Here is a 16,912-nt window from a genome sequence, read left to right as displayed (position 1 = left end):
ATCTAGGAGAAACAATCATGGCATCTGGTGTAAAACCCCGCGTCAAAGTCCCCAAAAAAGCGGCGGCTGGTGAAACGATCACGATCAAGACTTTGATCAGCCACAAAATGGAATCCGGCCAGCGAAAAGACAAAGAAGGCAACGTGATTCCGCGTTCGATCATCAACCGCTTCACATGCGATTTCAACGGTGAGAACGTTGTCGATGTAAAGCTTGAGCCTGCGATTTCGACCAACCCGTATTTCGAATTCGAAGCGGTCGTTCCTGAAGCCGGTGAATTTGCGTTTACGTGGTACGACGACGACGGTTCTGTCTACGACACAACCAAAAAAATCGCGATCGAATAAGCGAAACAGTCTTGGGAGGGACATCATGAGAAAATTGACGGGCGCCATTCTGGCGACAGTTCTGACAACGACGGTCGCTTCAGCTGATCCAGTTGATGACAACCTTGTCCTGAACGAAGAAACGCAAATTGTGACGCGTACAGCCGCCCCTGCACATGTATCGGACGCCTTGGACGAAGTGATGTCTGGCTGGTTGTTTCGCGGCACGGAAACCCGCGCGATGCAAGCGGACGACTTTGACAACCCCGGCATGATCTTTGTGGAACAAGCCATGGACGCATGGACGGTTGCTGATGGATCCGAAGGCAAATCATGTGCGTCTTGCCACAACGACATCGAAAGCATGGCGGGCGTAAAGCCAACCTACCCAAAGTGGGACGAGGCGGCAGGCAAGGTTCAAACGCTGCAAATGCAGATGAACGAATGTCGCACTGAACGCATGGGTGCCGAGCCTTGGAAATATGACAAAAGCGACGCCATCAACATGGAAGCTGCTTTGTCTTCTGTGTCACGCGGCATACCTGTCAATGTGGCCATCGACGGCCCTGCGCAATCCACGTGGGAGCTGGGCAAAGAGATGTACTATACACGCACAGGTCAGCTAGAGCTGTCTTGCGCCAATTGCCACGAAGACAGCTACGGGATGATGATCCGCGCCGACCACCTCAGCCAAGGGCAGATCAACGGCTTTCCTGTGTACCGGTTGAAAAACACCAAACTGAACGGGGCACATTCCCGCTTCAAAGGGTGTGTGCGCGACACGCGTGCAGAAACCTACAGCCCGGGCAGCAACGAATTCACAGCGCTTGAGCTATATGTCGCGTCACGCGGCAACGGCCTAAGCGTCGAGGGTCCGTCTATCCGAAACTAACCTGAAAACGGCCCCGTCACCGGTTTGGTGCGGGGTCGTTTTTTTAAGAAATTCATTCACAAATGCGCATACGTGCGCATGATCTGGAGCCTCCCATGATTTCTCGCCGCGACTTTCTACAGACCAGCATGGCCACAGCCGCTCTTTACGGGGCGTCGGGTTTTGGAAACTGGTCCCGTCTGGCCGCACAGCAAAGCCTGTCGCAAGACAAGCTGCTTGAATTCGACACTTTCGGGAACGTGTCCCTGATCCACATCACAGACATCCACGCCCAGTTGGTGCCGCATTACTTCCGTGAACCTTCTGTCAACATCGGCGTCGGGTCAAACAAAGGGGCGGTGCCGCATGTAACGGGCGCGGATTTTCGCAAACTGTACGGGATCGACGACGGTAGCCATTCTGCTTATGCGTTGACGTACAACGATTTTTCGTCACTGGCCAAAGGCTACGGAAACATTGGCGGCATGGACCGCGTATCGACCGTGATCAATGCGATCCGCGCCGATCGCCCCGACGCATTGCTGCTGGATGGCGGTGATACATGGCACGGCAGCTACACCTGCTACCAAAGTCAGGGTCAGGATATGGTCAACGTTATGAACGCGTTGAAGCCCGACGCGATGACTTTTCATTGGGAATTCACGCTGGGTTCTGACCGCGTGGCTGAGATCGTCGAAGGATTGCCCTTTGCAGCCCTTGGTCAAAACATCTTTGACGCCGAATGGGACGAACCCGCAGAGCTGTTTCCACCTTACAAATTCTTTGAACGCGGCGGTGTGAAGATCGCCGTTATCGGTCAAGCGTTCCCTTACATGCCCATCGCCAACCCCGGTTGGATGTTCCCTGAATATTCATTCGGTATCCGCGACGAACGGATGCAAGAGATGGTGGATGAGGTGCGCAGCAAAGGCGCAGAGCTGGTTGTGTGCCTCAGCCACAACGGCTTTGACGTGGACAAGAAGATGGCAGGCAAAGTGACCGGCATCGACGTGATCCTGTCGGGCCATACACATGACGCGTTGCCTGAACCCGTTTTGATTGGCGAGACAATCATCGTGGCCTCCGGGTCCACAGGGAAATTCGTCAGCCGTGTGGATCTGGACGTGCGCGATGGCCGCATGATGGGGTTCCGCCATAAACTGATCCCGATTTTGTCGGATGTGATTGCGCCTGACCCGATTGTCACCAAAGTCATCGAAGAACAACGCGCACCACATATTGACGCGCTGCGCGAAGTCATCGGCAAAACGGCAGACGATCAGCTTTTGTACCGCCGTGGCAATTTTAACGGGACATGGGACGATCTGATTTGCGACGCTTTGATTTCCGAACGCGAGGCCGACATCGCCTTGTCGCCGGGCGTGCGTTGGGGGCCGTCTGTTTTGCCGGGTCAGGACATCACCCGCGAAGACATCTGGAACGTCACATCCATGACCTATGGTCAAGCTTACCGCACTGAAATGACTGGTGAATTCCTGCATGTGGTGCTGGAAGACGTGGCCGACAACCTGTTCAATCCGGACCCCTATTATCAGCAAGGTGGCGATATGGTGCGTGTGGGTGGCCTTGGGTACCGCATCGACATCTCCAAACCCCAAGGGGACCGCATCACAGAAATGACCTTGCTGAAAACCGGCGAAGCCATTGACCCTGCCAAGTCCTATCAAGTGGCCGGCTGGGCGTCGGTCAATGAAGACACCGAAGGGCCGCAAATCTGGGATGTGGTTGAGGCGCATATCGCCAAACAGGGGACGATTTCCCTTGATCCAAACAATAGCGTGAAAGTGGTCGGCGCTTAAGCGCACCACGAAAAGGAGGCATAAGACATGTCAGATAATGAAACAGGGAACGGTTCATCCGCTCATCCGTCGCGGCGTGCGTTTTTGCGTGGTGCAGCTGCGGCAGGCGCGGGGGCGCTGACCGCCACAGGAGCAAACGCCGCAACGCCGGATCCGCTCATCACCGAAGTACAGCCTTGGGCGCAAGCCTTCGGGGAAGGGGTCGACGAGACGCCTTATGGCATGCCGATCAAGTTTGAAGATGATGTGGTGCGCCGCAACGTCGAATGGCTGACAGCCGACACAGTAAGCTCTATCAATTTCACGCCCATCCATGCGCTGGACGGCACGATCACGCCGCAGGGGTGCGCGTTTGAGCGTCACCATTCCGGTGCAATCGAGCTGCGCAAAGAAGATTACCGTTTGATGATCAACGGGCTTGTCGACACGCCTTTGGTCTTTACCTACGCCGATCTGGAACGTTTCCCGCGCGAAAACCACGTCTACTTCTGCGAATGTGCCGCCAATACGGGCATGGAATGGGCAGGCGCACAGTTGAACGGCGCACAATTCACCCATGGCATGATCCACAACATGGAATACACAGGCGTGCCCTTGCGCACCTTGTTGGAAGAAGCGGGTCTGGATACGGCAGGCGACCTGAAAGACAAATGGGTCTTTGTGGAGGGGGCGGATGCGTCTTCAAACGGGCGGTCCATTCCGATGGAAAAAGCGCTGGACGATGTTCTGGTGGCCTTCAAAGCCAACGGCGAAGCCCTGCGCAAGGAACACGGCTATCCTGTGCGTCTGGTTGTCCCGGGCTGGGAAGGCAACATGTGGGTGAAGTGGATTCGCCGCATTGAGGTCACCGACCAAGCCATTGAAAGTCGTGAAGAAACCAGCAAATACACAGATGTTCTGGACAACGGAATTGCGCGCAAATGGACCTGGGCGATGGATGCCAAATCCGTGGTCACCAGCCCAAGCCCACAAGCGCCAATCACCCATGGCAAAGGACCACTGGTGGTCACAGGCCTTGCTTGGTCGGGCCGCGGGGCCATCACCCGCGTTGATGTGTCCAAAGACGGCGGCATGACATGGGAAACCGCGCGTCTGGCCAAACCGGGTGAGAAAATGGCGCTGACGCGCTTCTATCTGGACACGGACTGGGACGGCTCAGAGATGATGCTGCAAAGCCGTGCAATGGACGACACAGGTTATGTGCAACCGACCAAAGCGCAGTTACGCGAGGTGCGCGGGCTGAATTCAATCTATCACAACAACTGCATTCAAACTTGGTTGGTGCGCTCAAACGGCGAGGCGGAAAATGTCGAAGTTTCTTAAATCAACAGCTTTGGTTGCGGTGTTTGGTCTGGTTTCAAGTCCTGCAATGGCAGAGAAATTCGGACTTGGACGTGCGGCCCTTCCGGCTGAAATTGCAGCATGGGACGGTGACGTCAGCCCGGATGGCACGGGCCTTCCCGTTGGCTCAGGTGATGCGATTGATGGCGAAGAAATCTTTGCCGATCAATGTGCTGCCTGCCACGGTGATTTCGCCGAAGGCATTGATAACTGGCCAAAACTTGCAGGTGGTGCAGGGACCTTGGACCATGAAGACCCTTTGAAAACAGTGGGGTCTTACTGGCCGTACCTCAGCACAACATATGACTACATCAAACGGTCTATGCCCTACGGCAATGCGGGCACATTGTCCGACGACGAGGTTTACGCAATCGTGGCCTATATCCTGTATTCCAATGATCTGATTGACGATGATTTTGTCTTGTCGAACGAGACATTCTTTGACGTAGAGATGCCAAACGCAGGTGGTTTCATCCTCGATGATAGGGCAGAGACGGAATACGCGCAATGGACAGGCGCGCCGTGCATGGAAAACTGCAAGGACAGCGCTGTAAAAGTCACCATGCGTGCCATGGTTCTGGACGTGACCCCACAAGAAGAAGGGGAGGCCCCCAAAGCCGAACCCGCGGCTGTGGTGGAAGAAGCTGCTGTTGCAGATCCAGCGCCAGAGGTTGTTGAAGCAGCGTTTGATCCTGATCTGGCAGCCAAAGGCGAAAAGGTCTTTAAAAAATGCAAATCCTGCCACCAAGTCGGTGAAAAAGCCAAAAACCGGTCTGGTCCTGTGTTGAACGGCATTGTGGGCGGTGCTGCGGGTACCGTTGACGGGTTCAAATACTCCAAACCCATGAAAGCTGCGGCAGAAGGTGGATTGATCTGGACGGAAACAGAACTGGCTGCATTTCTGGCGAAGCCGAAAGCATACATGAAAGGCACAAAAATGTCGTTTGCCGGATTGAAAAAGGAAGCGGACCAGCTTGCCGTGATTGAATACCTCAAATCGGTGGGGGAATAATCCTTGTTGGGCCGATTTCGATTATTGCTAACCTGCGCAGCCTTTGTGGCTGCGGGGGTGGCTGCTGCAGAGGATCTTGGCGACCCTGAAAAGGGTGAAAAGATCTTCAAGAAATGTACCGGTTGCCACCAAATTGGCAGCGGCGCCGTCGATAAGATCGGACCGCACCTGAACGGCATCTTTGGAAGCCAAGCCGCAGCCCACGACGGGTACCGTTATTCAAAATCCATGAAACGTGCAGGCGATGACGGGTTGATCTGGACGGCTGAAACGCTGGACGCCTATCTTGAAAATCCACGTGCCCTTGTGTCCAAAACACGCATGAGCTTTCGGGGGCTGAAAGATGCCGAAGACCGCGCAAATGTGCTGGCCTATCTACGCGGTTTTTCTGACAATCCCGCCGACATTCCCGAAGCTGAACCCACGGCGCTTGCGACAGATCACGACATCGATCCTGCGATCCTCGCCTTGGAGGGCGATCCGGAATACGGCGAATACCTCGCAAGCGAATGCCTGACCTGCCACAAGGCGGACGGCAGCGCGGACGGTATTCCATCCATCACGCTATGGGACACGGAAGACTTTGTGATCGCCATGCACGCCTACAAACGCAAACTTAGGCCACATCCCGTCATGCAAATGATGGCGGGGCGGTTGAACGACGAAGAAATCGCGGCACTTGCTGCGTATTTTAAGGACCTCGAATAAGAGGCCACACTCTGGGAGGAGAAAAACATGAAACTGAACAGACGCCTATTTTTAGGAACAGGGACTGCTGCTGCGGCAACACTGTCCGCGCCCACGGTTTTTGCCGATGGTCACGGCAAGCCACGAGTTGTGGTTGTTGGTGGTGGCGCCGGTGGGGCAACCGCTGCCCGCTACATCGCCAAAGACAGCAAAGGCGCGATTGACGTCACCCTGATCGAACCCACGCGCATGTACTACACATGCTTCTTTTCGAACCTCTATCTTGGGGGCGTGAAAGAGATCGACGATCTGGGCCATTCCTACGGCGGTCTGGCCGCAGGCGGCGTGAATGTTGTGCATGATTGGGCCGTTGCTGTGGACCGCGACGCCAAGACTGTGTCGCTGGCCGGTGGTGGCAGCGTGCCTTACGACAAGCTGATCCTAAGCCCAGGCATCGACTTTGTTGAGGGCGCGGTCGAAGGGTGGGATTTGTCTGCCCAGAACGCGATGCCACATGCCTATAAAGGCGGATCACAGACCGAATTGTTGAAAGCACAGCTCGCGGCGATGCCCGAAGGCGGCACCTTTGCGATGGTGGCCCCACCCAACCCCTATCGTTGCCCCCCCGGACCATATGAGCGTGTCTCGATGGTTGCGCATTACCTGAAGGCCAACAACCCAACGGCGAAAATCATCGTCGCGGACCCCAAGCCGAAATTCTCGAAAATGGCGTTGTTCCAAGAAGGATGGGGCGAACATTACGATGGTATGATCGACTGGATCGGCGAAGATTTTGGCGGCGGCGAAGTGTCCGTTGATCCGAATGCGATGACCGTGACCATCGACGGCGAAGTCACCAAGGTCGATGTTTGCAACGTCATTCCTGCCATGAAAGCGGGCCGCATTGCAGAGCTTGCGGGTGTAACAGACGGCAATTGGGCGCCTGTGAATGCCGCTGATATGTCCACAAAGGCGGACGCGGATGTCTATGTGTTAGGCGATGCCTCAAGCCAGGGCGACATGCCGAAATCGGGCTTTTCTGCCAACTCTCAGGCCAAAGTGTGCGCCAATGCGGTGCGCGGTGCCTTGACCGGCTCCAAAGTCTTCCCGGCCAAGTTCTCGAACACCTGCTGGTCTTTGATCGACACAAATGATGGTGTCAAAGTCGGTGCAACCTACGAGGCCACGGACGAAAAGATCGCCAAAGTCGACGGGTTCATTTCGGCCACAGGGGAAAGCGCGGAGTTGCGCAAAGCCACCTATGAGGAATCCGAAGGTTGGTATGCAGGTATCACGGCTGACATGTTCGGCTGATACATCAAGGGGCCTTGCGCTAGATCAAGGCCCCTTGTTCCTATCCGACGCAAACTGCCCAACAGGAGGACAGCACCATGTTGAAATCAATACTATTGGGCGGATTAATGTCTGCGGCGTCTGTGACGCTGGCGGCTGCGCAAGACACCTCAACCACTTACATCTACGACGGCTCGTTTGATGACGCAGCGTTCAGCGTCGAAAGCGCCATCATCGGCAAAGGGCTGGTGATTGATTACGTCAGCCACACCGGTGAGATGCTGGAACGGACACGTGCCGATGTGGGCAGTGATGTGAAACTGTTTGAAGCCGCCGACATCTTTGTTTTTTGTTCCGCGGCCCTGTCACGCAAAGTGATGGAAGCTGACCCGATGAACATTGCACACTGCCCCTATGGCATCTTTGTCGCGGAACGCGACGGCAAGGTGATGATCGGGTATCGCAACTATCCCGAGGGCCCCATGCAAAAGGTGCAGGCGCTGTTGGACGACATTGTAAACGAGGCGATAGACTTCTGATGCATTACCAGACTTTCTTCAAAGACGCGCTTGATGACCTGCGTGACCAAGGCAACTACCGCGTTTTTGCGGATCTTGAACGCCACCGTGGATCTTTCCCACGGGCGACCGCCCGCGATGGCACGTCTGGACATGACACCGCCGACGTCACGATCTGGTGTTCGAATGATTACCTTGGCATGGGCCAGCATCCGGATGTTCTGAATGCGATGCACGATGCATTGGATCGCTGCGGGGCAGGGGCTGGCGGCACGCGCAATATCTCTGGAACCACCCATGATCACGTGTTGCTGGAAGCTGAACTTGCTGATCTGCATGCCAAAGAGGCCGCACTTTTGTTCACCTCCGGTTACGTGTCGAACTGGGCTGCTTTGGGCACCTTGGCGGGACGTATCCCCGATTGCGTCGTGCTGTCAGACGCGCTGAACCATGCGTCGATGATCGAAGGCATTCGCCATTCACGTGCGGATCGGATGATTTGGAAGCACAATGATCTGGCCGATCTAGAAGCCAAACTTGCCAGCTTGCCCATAGACCGCCCCAAGCTGATTGCTTTTGAAAGCGTCTATTCCATGGACGGTGACATCGCCCCGATCCGTGAAATCTGTGATCTGGCAGATAAATACAACGCCATGACCTACCTTGATGAGGTGCATGCCGTTGGCCTTTACGGCCCGCGCGGGGGCGGTGTGGCTGAACAAGAAGGCTTGATGGACCGGCTGACGGTGATTGAAGGCACGCTTGGCAAGGCCTTTGGTGTGATGGGCGGGTATATCGCGGCCTCTGCCGAACTTTGTGATTTTGTGCGCAGCTTTGCCAGCGGTTTTATCTTTACCACTGCCATTCCGCCTGCTGTCGCGGCTGGCGCTGCGGCCTCGATACGCCACCTGAAAGCAAACAACACAGAGCGCCGGACCCAGCAGGCCAAAGTGGCACAGGTCCGTGCCGATCTGGACCGCATTGGCATCCCGCATGTCGACAATCCTAGCCATATTATTCCGGTAATGGTCGGCGATCCGGTGAAATGCAAATTCATCTCGGATGTGCTGTTGAAAGATTATGGCGTCTACATTCAACCCATCAACTACCCGACTGTGCCCAAAGGCACCGAACGTCTGCGCATCACGCCGTCCCCTGTGCATTCAGACGCGGATATCGCCCATCTGATCGGGGCGTTGGGGGGTCTATGGGAACAATGCCAACTGGCTCGTATTCCGATGGCCGCACAATAATCAGGCCACTGCAGTGGAACGCGGCATTCGCAACAGCACCAGTTGTGTTGCGGCGGCCCCAATCCACATAAACAGCAGCGCGACCCAGGCGGTGACAGCGAAGACTGATCCGCCTGACATGCCTGCCCCCACAGCGCAACCGCCCGCCAGCATGCTGCCAAACCCCATCAATACGCCGCCAAGCAGATACCGCTCCATCGGCATGTCTGGCTCAAACCGTTGAATGCGGGCGTCACCGGTCAACATCGCCATACCCATGGCCCCCAAAAACACCCCCGGAACCAAGCCTGACCCAAAGCCCAAAGGCAGTGAGCGTTCGTTGACCAACCCCATAAGCGTATCAGCCGATGGGCCGGTAAAGGTAACAGACGACACCGCAACCACATCGAAAGACGCTGTGGCGACCGCATAGGTGCCCATCCAGCCCAAGGCGACAGCAACACCCACAAGCACTGCAGCAAAAATGCGTGAGATAGCAGTGCCTTTTGCCTGCGCGAACCAAAGGGCGCACAGCAAGGTTGCCCCCGACACAATGGCCATCGCGGTGGGGGATATGTCGAAAGCTGTCAGCAGGTTGCGGCCATCGCCCCCCGGCACAGTCCACAAAGCGCCAAGCGCCTCGCGGACCGGGGCCAGACCACCGCGCAGGGACGCTTGCGCCGTCAATGTCAGCACCAATCCTGTAATCACGGCACGCAGGTTTCCTGTGGCGGACAAAACAAGCAACCGGCTGGCACAGCCGCGGGCAAGGATCATGCCTGCGCCGAACAGTGCGCCCCCTATAATCGCCCCCGACAAGCTTCCTGTGGCAGCCAGTTGGCGGGCTTGGCTCACGTCCAGAACGCCAAAGGCGATCATCGACTGAACCCCCAAAACAGCGGCACTGAATGCAATCACCCAAATCGAAAGGCTGCTGCCCCATGCCCGTGTCGCAAATTCTATCGTCGCGGACCGAAGACAAAAGCGTGAATGCTGCGCTGCGGCCCCAAAGAGCATGCCGACACCCAAAGCGAGGACAAAAAGAACGGGGCCTTCCCCAAATCGGTCTAACAGCTGTTCCATCATGTGTCCCTTCGGCCCGTGACGGCACCCTGCCAGATCAATGCCCCAACAGCTTTGATGTGCATCAACGTCCTGAGCCTAAGGGCAAATCAGCTATTCAAACTCCATTTGCTCATACACGCGGCCTGCGTTTTTCGTCGCCAGCTCTTCGAATGTGTCGAGATGGGAATAGGGCGATTGATCGACGTAGTAGGCTTCGGCCAGATCGCCGCCCGCATCCAGATGGTCCCCGACTTTGCCACGCAAATAGATCAGATAGTCATGGGTGTACCGGCGCACCTGATCCATATTTGTGGGATGGCCGTGACCGGGAATGACATAAGTCGCCTGCAACGGTTCAAAGGCATCGTTCCACGTTGTGATCCAGTCGGCAGTCATGGTGTGATCAAAGATCGGCAACATCCGCTCGTGAAAGGCCATGTCTCCGGAAATCACCAAGCTTTTTTGAGGCAACCAGACGACAATGTCGCCGGGGCTGTGGGCTGGCCCCAAATACCGTGCTTCGATGTCGACCCCGCCCAATGTCAGGGCGTAGGTGTCGTCAAAGGTGATGGTGGGCGCAACCACGTCTGTTTTGTCGGCTTTTTCTTTGACGCGATTTTGGGCGGCTTGCAGCGATCTGTCCCCGTATTCCTCAAATTCGTGCGCGGCATCGACGTGGGCCACGATGTCAACGCCCTGCGTGGCCCAATATGAATTGCCAAGCATGGCATGGCCTTGACCGTTTTCGTTGAACACCAGTTTGACAGGCTGATCTGTGATGGCTTTGATTTCGGCGTGCAATGCTTCGGCCAGCGCATAGGACGCACCGCTGTTGATCACAACGACGCCTTCGCTTGTGACGATGAAGCTTAGGTTGTTGTTGTGGCCCGCATTTTCATAGGTGGGCGGGGCGGTGGCGCCGATGGCGGAAAAGACGCCGGGGATGACTTCTACGGGTTTGGAATACAGAACCGACGCTGGATATTGATCGGCAATATCTTCGCTGGCGGAACAGGGCAGGGCGGCGAGGCACAAGACAAAGGCAAGCGGTTTCATCACGTATCCTCCGGTACAAAAACATAGCCAGACGCGGCCTTGTCGACATAGCCCGTGCCGTTGCCGGGCAAATGGTATCCGATGATGCGGGTCTTTTCCGCAGCCAGTTGATCCATCAGGCGCAAACGGGTTTGTGCAGCCATTTCCTGATCCTGATCCGATCCAGAGTTCCATTCGGGCTTTTCGAACGCAACGTGGTGATTGCCGATGCAGTCCCCCAAAATCATCACCGCCTCTGTGCCGTTGCGCACTTCGATGGCCATGTGGCCGGGTGTGTGACCAAAAGTGGCGCGCGCCGCGACGCCCGGCATGATTTCTTCGCCGTCTTTGAAGAAGGTGATGTTGTCTTCGATCATCTCAAGCCGCCGTTTGGCGCCCACAGCAAAAGACGCGCGTGCGTCTCCAATGCTGTCGACCGTGTTGGGGTCCATCCAGTAATCCCATTCCGCTTTGCCGATCTGATAAGTCGCTTCCGTGAACAGCGGATCGTCAAAATCATCCAGCAATCCCCACAAATGATCGGGGTGCGCATGGGTGAATACAACGTCGGTGACGTCTTCGGGGGCGACACCCAAAGCGTCCAGCGACTCCAGAAGGATGCCAGAGTTCGGCGCGAAATCCGGCCCGGAGCCCACGTCAAACAACACCGTGCGATCACCGTGGCGCATCAGCGTCACATTGCATGGTGGTTCAAGCACGTCGGACGAAAGGCTGAATTTCTCCAATATGGGGGCCAGTTTGTCCTTTGGCATAGGGTCAAAAATAAACCCGCCCGGCAAGGTCAACGACCCATCGCTGACAACATCCAGCCGGATATCCCCCAAGGTCAATTCTGCATGGGCAAACTTTGGGTGCAGTCCAAGCAAGGCCGCGGCGCTACCGCCTGCAAGAAACGCTCTGCGTGAAGGTTTCATCGGCATATCCCCTTATAAATTCTTTTATAGGAATATGACGGATTGTTTTCCGCATCGCAAGCATTTGGTTGTAGAGCGACACGTGTGAGCAAGTTGGAACCCGCCGTGGTCACACTTCAGAATTGGTTCATAAAGCTGCGATCAATGTGGTCTTTGACCCGCCAAACAAGGTGTCCTGCAGCGCTCCAACCTCTTTTTTCGCCAAAGGCCCGTTTGCCGCCAAGCGAGACCAATTTAAGGTAGTCGGACTGCGGATCATACATTTGCAGGGCATCCCCAAGCATAGAATTTCGCAGATTTTGCAACAACACAGGTGCCTGCCGCACGGCGTAAACACCAGCCTTCGGGCGGGGGGCAAATCCCATATGTGCACAGTCACCGACGGCAAACACGCCGGGTGCGCTGGTTTCAAGTGTGTCTGAAACCTCAATAAACCCAGCGTCCAAGATCAGGCCGGTGTCCGTGATCCAATCATGTGGGGTGGCACCTGCAGCACCAACAATAAAGTTGGCCGGTGTTTCAGTCCCATCTGCAAAAATAACGCTGGCAGCTGTGACTTCGGCAACGTCCACACCCTCGCGCACATCCACTGCGTTTGCCTTTAGTTCCCGCCGAATGCGGTTTTGCGTCTGCGTGCTGTTTGCGGACAAAATTTTGCTGCGGTCCAAAAGTGTCACTGAAACGGCGTCGTCATGCTGCCGCAACGCCCAAGCCATCGCCATGGCAAGTTCCGCGCCTGCGATACCACCACCTATAATAGCCACGTGTTTCGGGCCGGATTGGTTGCGAAACCTGTCCCATTGGCGTGAAAAGCGATCCAGTGGTTTTGCGGGCACGCCGTATTTTTGAAAACCGGGCAGGGCGTCCATCCGCGACGTGATCCCCACATCGACCGATGCCAGATCGTAGTTCAAGTCGGTTCCGTTTTCCAGTTGAACAGTCTTGCGTTCAAGGTTCATTGCCACGGCTTTACCGTCAATCAAATTTGCCCCGACACGTCGACACAATGCCGCAAGGTCTATGTCCAGCTCTTGGCGCGTGTAGTGCCCCGCCACAAACCCGGGCAACATGCCTGAATAAGGCGCCGTCTTGCCCGGATTGATCACCGTGACGTCAGCGCCTGCCAATGGGGCGGCTTTCAAAGCGTTCAGCACCAAAGCATGCGTATGGCCGCCGCCAACAAGAACGATAGATTTGGCAGCTGACGGTGTCATCATTTTTCCTCAGATGCTTCAAACATCACACAACATGACGCCAACGGCGTTTGTAATAGTCATGATTAACAGGCGCTAGCAGTCTTTGCAGGTTCTTAGACCGAAGATGCGGTAGATCGGGCAGAAATTTACAAGTGCTGTCCCAACCAAAATCGCACCGATAAAACCCCACGCGCCAATGGTTCCCGTCGCGGCCAGAACAATCAGTAAAGCCCCTAAAGCCAGTCGTGCGATACGATCCCAACGTGCCAAATTACGTGTCATCAAGTGTCTCCCTGTGTGTGATAGGACCTGAGTACCAAGACGCAAAGCAGCTTTATGTGACTTTATCACATGCGCGCAGGGTTTTTGTGCGCCCAGAACTGCCGTCTTTTACAAAATCAACAGGAATAGGAGTGTGGCGGAGAGACAGGGATTCGAACCCTGGGAACCCGTGAAGGCTCAACGGTTTTCGAGACCGCCCCGTTCGACCACTCCGGCACCTCTCCGCGGGGGTCTGGTGCGCGTCATTTAGTGCGCAATGCGTCCCCACGCAAGCGTCAATGATATCCATCCTTACGAAAGGGGTTTTTAATTGCACATGTGCTGCGAACACCTAAGTTGGTGTCCAACCTATCAAAGGATTGAACCTATGCATCACGTCCGTCTTACACTTCACCGACTGTTTGCAGCCCTTGTCGCATCATTGTGTGTTGCAGTTGCGGCCCAAGCTGCCGATCGCGCCCGATTGCAGGACTTTTTAGAGGTGACGGGGTTTGATGTTGCATTGGAAAGCATCAAGCTTTCGGCGGAAAGCGCGCCGCAAATGCTGGGTGCAGATGCGCAGGACTTCGGGTTTCAATGGACCGCTTTGACGGAACAGGTCTTTGACAAAAAGATCATGCACGGGCTTGCACTGGATATTCTTGGCGAAACTTTAAGCGACGATTTGCTGAACCACGCGGCGGCATTCTATGAAACGGATCTGGGCAAACGACTGGTCGCGGTGGAAAACGCATCACACTTGACGCAAGATGATGGATTGAAATCCGAAAGCGGTGAAGACATCGTGGCAGGCCTTTTGCGTATCGGCAGCCCGCGTTTGGAAATCCTGAAACGTATGAACCAGGCCAGCGATAGCGCAGGCACTGCCGTGCGTGCCATTCAAGAGGTGCAGGTGCGCTTTTTGATGGCTGCGGCGGCGGCTGGTGTGGTGGAATTGCGTATGGACGAAGCGGACCTGCGCGAAGCGTTCCGAGCAGATGAAGCCGAAATGCGCCGGAGCTTGCAAGTGTCTGCCTTGTCTGGTGCGGCCTATACCTATCAGGCGTTTTCAGACGCCGAAGTCGAAACCTATACGCAAGCGTTGGAACATCCCGATATGCGTAAAGTCTATGATTTGATGAACGCCGTACAATACGAAATCATGGCCAACCGCTTTGAGGCGCTGGCGGCCCGTATGAAGGGTTTGCAGCCCTCACAGGAGTTGTAAATGTTGCGTCGTACGCTTCTGTCCGCAGCTGTTCTGCTGTGGTCCGCACCTATGGCTTGGGCCGATGCACAGCTGACTGTGGCCTTGGACCGTTTGGGCGTCTCGGACATGATTGGCATCATGCGGATTGAAGGGGCCGATTACGCGCAAGCGCTGAACACCGATTTTCTAGGCGGGCAGGGCGGCGGCCTTTGGGACGGGCAAATCCGGGATATCTACGATGCGGACCGTATGTATGAAACAGTGCGCGGTGCGTTCGACGAAATGTCGGATATTCATCTGCAACAGATCAACTTGTTCTTCGGGTCCGAACTGGGATCGGAGATCATTGAACTGGAATTGGCGGCCAGACGCGCCATGATGGATGAAACCATCGAAGACATGGCAAAAAACGCGTATGAACGGGCTTTGAGTGAGGATCCTGTGAAAGTTGGCCCGTTGAAAGACCTCGCCAGTGCCGGTGACATGATTGATCGCAATGTGACCGGTGCGCTGACGGCCAACTATCGCTTTTACAGCGGAATGGTCGATGGCGGCGCGTTCGATATGACGGACGACGAAATGCTGGCGGAATCTTGGGCGCAAGAAGCGGATATACGTATCGAAACAGAGCAGTGGCTGATGGGCTATCTGATGCTAAGCTACCGGCCCTTGGACGAGCAGGATTTCCAAACGTATCTGGCGTTCACCCAAACGCAGGCAGGGCGGGCGTTGAACGCTGCGATCTTTGACGGGTTCAACACGATGTATGCCGATATTTCCTACGCCTTGGGGCGGGCCGTTGCGTTGAACATGCAGGGCGCTGATCTGTAGGGGGATTTATAAGGGCAAAGCGCTTGACTTGGGGGGCGATCCGGTGCATTTGGCGGCTTCCATTGGGGGATACATCCCTCTTATTTATATGAACATCTCTAGCGGGATGCGCAGTCCGAGGCGGGTAAGTGCCCGAAAATGCTGGTGAAACAGCTGCCACAAGACGCGGTAAACACAAGGAAGACCCCATGTTCGCGGTCATGAAAACCGGCGGCAAACAGTACAAAGTTCAATCCGGAGATATTCTTCGTGTTGAAAAATTGGCTGCAAATGCTGGCGAAACAATCCAATTCAACGATGTATTGATGCTGGGCGGTGACAAGGTCACTGTTGGTGCACCTCTCATCGCTGGTGCAGGCGTGCAAGCCGAAGTGGTCGATCAGATCAAAGGCGAAAAGACGATCAACTTCGTCAAACGCCGTCGTAAGCACTCCTCCAAGCGCACCAAAGGCCACCGTCAAAAACTGACGCTGGTGAAAATCACCGAGATCCTCGCCTCTGGCGCAGACAAATCCGGCGTCGCCGCGGCTGTCGGTGCAGGGTCGGTTGGCTCTGTTGCTTTGGCGGCAATCGACGCGAAATCACCTGCTGCCAACAAAGATCAGGTGAAAAAAGCATCCAAAGCAGCCCCTGCCGAAAAAGCTGAAGAGAAAAAGGCAGCGCCTAAGAAGGCCGCTCCTAAGAAAGCAGCCAAAGGCGACGGCGACGATCTGTCCACCATTTCTGGTGTCGGTCCGGTCATCGTGAAAAAGCTGCACGCTGAAGGCGTAACAACATTCGCGCAAATCGCTGCGTGGACAGATGCCGACGTTGAAGCGATCGAAGAGAAACTGTCATTCAAAGGCCGCGTTGGCCGTGAAGAGTGGATCAAGCAAGCCAAAGAGCTGGCTAAAGGCTAAGGCCCCAAAATTCAGGAGAATTCCAAATGGCACACAAAAAAGCAGGTGGTTCATCCCGGAACGGTCGCGATTCAGCGGGTCGTCGTCTTGGCGTGAAAAAATATGGCGGCGAAGCTGTCATCCCAGGCAACATCATCGTCCGTCAACGCGGCACGAAGTTTTGGCCGGGCCAAGGCGTAGGCATGGGCAAGGATCACACGATCTTTGCAACAGTGGACGGCAACGTGACGTTCCACTCCGGCCTGAAAAACCGCAAATTCATTTCCGTGACACCGGTGGCCGAGGCCGCTGAATAAGCCGTACCCGGATTGAAAAGCATCAAAGGGATCGGCGGAAACGCCGGTCCCTTTTTCGTTTCAATCCTTTAGTGAACTTAGGAT

Annotated in this window: 18 protein-coding genes and 1 tRNA gene; 13 read left to right on the top strand and 6 right to left on the bottom strand. The window is 55.5% G+C overall.

Going from position 1 to position 16,912, the window contains the following annotated elements:
• The first annotated feature begins 17 nt into the window (after nt 1–17).
• The 9 genes from soxZ (at nt 18) to hemA (ending at nt 9,121) form a co-directional block, all read left to right on the top strand.
• Nucleotides 18–347, top strand: coding sequence for a thiosulfate oxidation carrier complex protein SoxZ (soxZ, locus tag ASD8599_RS10985; RefSeq protein WP_108828574.1), 330 nt, complete (start codon nt 18–20; stop codon nt 345–347).
• A gap of 25 nt (nt 348–372) precedes the next feature.
• On the top strand, nt 373–1,218 hold the full coding sequence (gene soxA / locus ASD8599_RS10980; protein WP_108828573.1) for a sulfur oxidation c-type cytochrome SoxA: 846 nt from the start codon (nt 373–375) through the stop codon (nt 1,216–1,218).
• Nucleotides 1,219–1,313: 95 nt separating this feature from the next.
• The gene (gene soxB, locus ASD8599_RS10975; RefSeq protein WP_108830134.1) at nt 1,314–3,017 is read left to right on the top strand and encodes a thiosulfohydrolase SoxB; all 1,704 of its coding nucleotides are present in this window, start codon (nt 1,314–1,316) and stop codon (nt 3,015–3,017) included.
• A gap of 27 nt (nt 3,018–3,044) precedes the next feature.
• Entirely contained in the window at nt 3,045–4,340 is a 1,296-nt protein-coding gene (gene soxC, locus ASD8599_RS10970) for a sulfite dehydrogenase (protein WP_108828572.1), read from the top strand.
• Nucleotides 4,324–5,370 (top strand): c-type cytochrome, encoded by a 1,047-nt coding sequence (locus ASD8599_RS10965; RefSeq protein WP_108828571.1) that lies wholly within the window; start codon nt 4,324–4,326, stop codon nt 5,368–5,370. Before soxC ends, ASD8599_RS10965 begins: the two co-directional genes overlap by 17 nt.
• A gap of 3 nt (nt 5,371–5,373) precedes the next feature.
• Nucleotides 5,374–6,078, top strand: coding sequence for a c-type cytochrome (locus ASD8599_RS10960; protein ID WP_108828570.1), 705 nt, complete (start codon nt 5,374–5,376; stop codon nt 6,076–6,078).
• 27 nt (nt 6,079–6,105) lie between these two features.
• The gene (locus ASD8599_RS10955; protein WP_108828569.1) at nt 6,106–7,371 is read left to right on the top strand and encodes an NAD(P)/FAD-dependent oxidoreductase; all 1,266 of its coding nucleotides are present in this window, start codon (nt 6,106–6,108) and stop codon (nt 7,369–7,371) included.
• Nucleotides 7,372–7,478: 107 nt separating this feature from the next.
• Complete coding sequence (locus ASD8599_RS10950) at nt 7,479–7,889, top strand: DUF302 domain-containing protein (RefSeq protein ID WP_422664766.1); 411 nt, start codon at nt 7,479–7,481, stop codon at nt 7,887–7,889.
• Complete coding sequence (hemA, locus tag ASD8599_RS10945; protein WP_108828568.1) at nt 7,889–9,121, top strand: 5-aminolevulinate synthase; 1,233 nt, start codon at nt 7,889–7,891, stop codon at nt 9,119–9,121. Before ASD8599_RS10950 ends, hemA begins: the two co-directional genes overlap by 1 nt.
• Here the strand turns inward: hemA and ASD8599_RS10940 are convergent, their stop codons facing one another.
• From ASD8599_RS10940 to ASD8599_RS10915, 6 genes are all read right to left on the bottom strand, one after another.
• On the bottom strand, nt 9,122–10,186 hold the full coding sequence (locus ASD8599_RS10940) for a YeeE/YedE family protein (protein WP_108828567.1): 1,065 nt from the start codon (nt 10,184–10,186) through the stop codon (nt 9,122–9,124).
• A 90-nt stretch (nt 10,187–10,276) separates the two neighbouring features.
• Nucleotides 10,277–11,221 (bottom strand): MBL fold metallo-hydrolase, encoded by a 945-nt coding sequence (locus ASD8599_RS10935; protein WP_108828566.1) that lies wholly within the window; start codon nt 11,219–11,221, stop codon nt 10,277–10,279.
• A complete protein-coding gene (locus tag ASD8599_RS10930; RefSeq protein ID WP_108828565.1) occupies nt 11,221–12,135 on the bottom strand; it encodes an MBL fold metallo-hydrolase in 915 nt (304 codons plus the stop codon). Before ASD8599_RS10930 ends, ASD8599_RS10935 begins: the two co-directional genes overlap by 1 nt.
• A gap of 116 nt (nt 12,136–12,251) precedes the next feature.
• Nucleotides 12,252–13,349 carry an FAD-dependent oxidoreductase gene (locus ASD8599_RS10925; protein ID WP_181364468.1) on the bottom strand — a complete coding sequence of 366 codons (1,098 nt, stop codon included), beginning with the start codon at nt 13,347–13,349 and terminating at the stop codon, nt 12,252–12,254.
• A gap of 75 nt (nt 13,350–13,424) precedes the next feature.
• Nucleotides 13,425–13,613, bottom strand: a complete 189-nt coding sequence (locus ASD8599_RS10920; RefSeq protein WP_108828563.1) for a YgaP family membrane protein — start codon at nt 13,611–13,613, stop codon at nt 13,425–13,427.
• Between the two features lie 134 nt (nt 13,614–13,747).
• Nucleotides 13,748–13,837, bottom strand: a tRNA-Ser gene (locus ASD8599_RS10915).
• 143 nt (nt 13,838–13,980) lie between these two features.
• Between ASD8599_RS10915 and ASD8599_RS10910 the strand changes: the two genes are divergently transcribed.
• From ASD8599_RS10910 to rpmA, 4 genes are all read left to right on the top strand, one after another.
• Entirely contained in the window at nt 13,981–14,820 is an 840-nt protein-coding gene (locus tag ASD8599_RS10910) for a DUF2059 domain-containing protein (protein WP_108828562.1), read from the top strand.
• On the top strand, nt 14,821–15,633 hold the full coding sequence (locus tag ASD8599_RS10905; protein WP_108828561.1) for a DUF2059 domain-containing protein: 813 nt from the start codon (nt 14,821–14,823) through the stop codon (nt 15,631–15,633). It abuts the gene before it with no gap.
• 188 nt (nt 15,634–15,821) lie between these two features.
• Nucleotides 15,822–16,532: a 50S ribosomal protein L21 gene (locus ASD8599_RS10900; RefSeq protein WP_108828560.1), complete on the top strand. Its 711-nt coding sequence runs from the start codon at nt 15,822–15,824 to the stop codon at nt 16,530–16,532.
• Nucleotides 16,533–16,558: 26 nt separating this feature from the next.
• The gene (gene rpmA / locus ASD8599_RS10895) at nt 16,559–16,828 is read left to right on the top strand and encodes a 50S ribosomal protein L27 (RefSeq protein ID WP_108828559.1); all 270 of its coding nucleotides are present in this window, start codon (nt 16,559–16,561) and stop codon (nt 16,826–16,828) included.
• Nucleotides 16,829–16,912: the final 84 nt, after the last annotated feature.

This window comes from Ascidiaceihabitans donghaensis (genome assembly GCF_900302465.1).
GTDB classification, from domain to species: Bacteria; Pseudomonadota; Alphaproteobacteria; order Rhodobacterales; family Rhodobacteraceae; genus Ascidiaceihabitans; species Ascidiaceihabitans donghaensis.
Note: the sequence above shows the minus strand (reverse complement) of the source record. Positions and strands in the feature narration are given on the sequence as shown.

Bases quoted from the DNA above. Each gene is read 5' to 3' on its own strand.
- ASD8599_RS10955 (WP_108828569.1), top strand. From the start codon at position 6,106: ATGAAACTGAACAGACGCCTATTTTTAGGAACAGGGACTGCTGCTGCG.
- rpmA (WP_108828559.1), top strand. From the start codon at position 16,559: ATGGCACACAAAAAAGCAGGTGGTTCATCCCGGAACGGTCGCGATTCA.
- ASD8599_RS10950 (WP_422664766.1), top strand. From the start codon at position 7,479: ATGTCTGCGGCGTCTGTGACGCTGGCGGCTGCGCAAGACACCTCAACC.
- ASD8599_RS10905 (WP_108828561.1), top strand. From the start codon at position 14,821: ATGTTGCGTCGTACGCTTCTGTCCGCAGCTGTTCTGCTGTGGTCCGCA.
- soxC (WP_108828572.1), top strand. From the start codon at position 3,045: ATGTCAGATAATGAAACAGGGAACGGTTCATCCGCTCATCCGTCGCGG.
- hemA (WP_108828568.1), top strand. From the start codon at position 7,889: ATGCATTACCAGACTTTCTTCAAAGACGCGCTTGATGACCTGCGTGAC.
- ASD8599_RS10930 (WP_108828565.1), bottom strand. From the start codon at position 12,135: ATGAAACCTTCACGCAGAGCGTTTCTTGCAGGCGGTAGCGCCGCGGCC.
- ASD8599_RS10965 (WP_108828571.1), top strand. From the start codon at position 4,324: ATGTCGAAGTTTCTTAAATCAACAGCTTTGGTTGCGGTGTTTGGTCTG.
- ASD8599_RS10925 (WP_181364468.1), bottom strand. From the start codon at position 13,349: ATGACACCGTCAGCTGCCAAATCTATCGTTCTTGTTGGCGGCGGCCAT.
- ASD8599_RS10900 (WP_108828560.1), top strand. From the start codon at position 15,822: ATGTTCGCGGTCATGAAAACCGGCGGCAAACAGTACAAAGTTCAATCC.
- ASD8599_RS10910 (WP_108828562.1), top strand. From the start codon at position 13,981: ATGCATCACGTCCGTCTTACACTTCACCGACTGTTTGCAGCCCTTGTC.
- soxB (WP_108830134.1), top strand. From the start codon at position 1,314: ATGATTTCTCGCCGCGACTTTCTACAGACCAGCATGGCCACAGCCGCT.
- ASD8599_RS10920 (WP_108828563.1), bottom strand. From the start codon at position 13,613: ATGACACGTAATTTGGCACGTTGGGATCGTATCGCACGACTGGCTTTA.
- soxA (WP_108828573.1), top strand. From the start codon at position 373: ATGAGAAAATTGACGGGCGCCATTCTGGCGACAGTTCTGACAACGACG.
- ASD8599_RS10940 (WP_108828567.1), bottom strand. From the start codon at position 10,186: ATGATGGAACAGCTGTTAGACCGATTTGGGGAAGGCCCCGTTCTTTTT.
- ASD8599_RS10935 (WP_108828566.1), bottom strand. From the start codon at position 11,221: ATGAAACCGCTTGCCTTTGTCTTGTGCCTCGCCGCCCTGCCCTGTTCC.
- soxZ (WP_108828574.1), top strand. From the start codon at position 18: ATGGCATCTGGTGTAAAACCCCGCGTCAAAGTCCCCAAAAAAGCGGCG.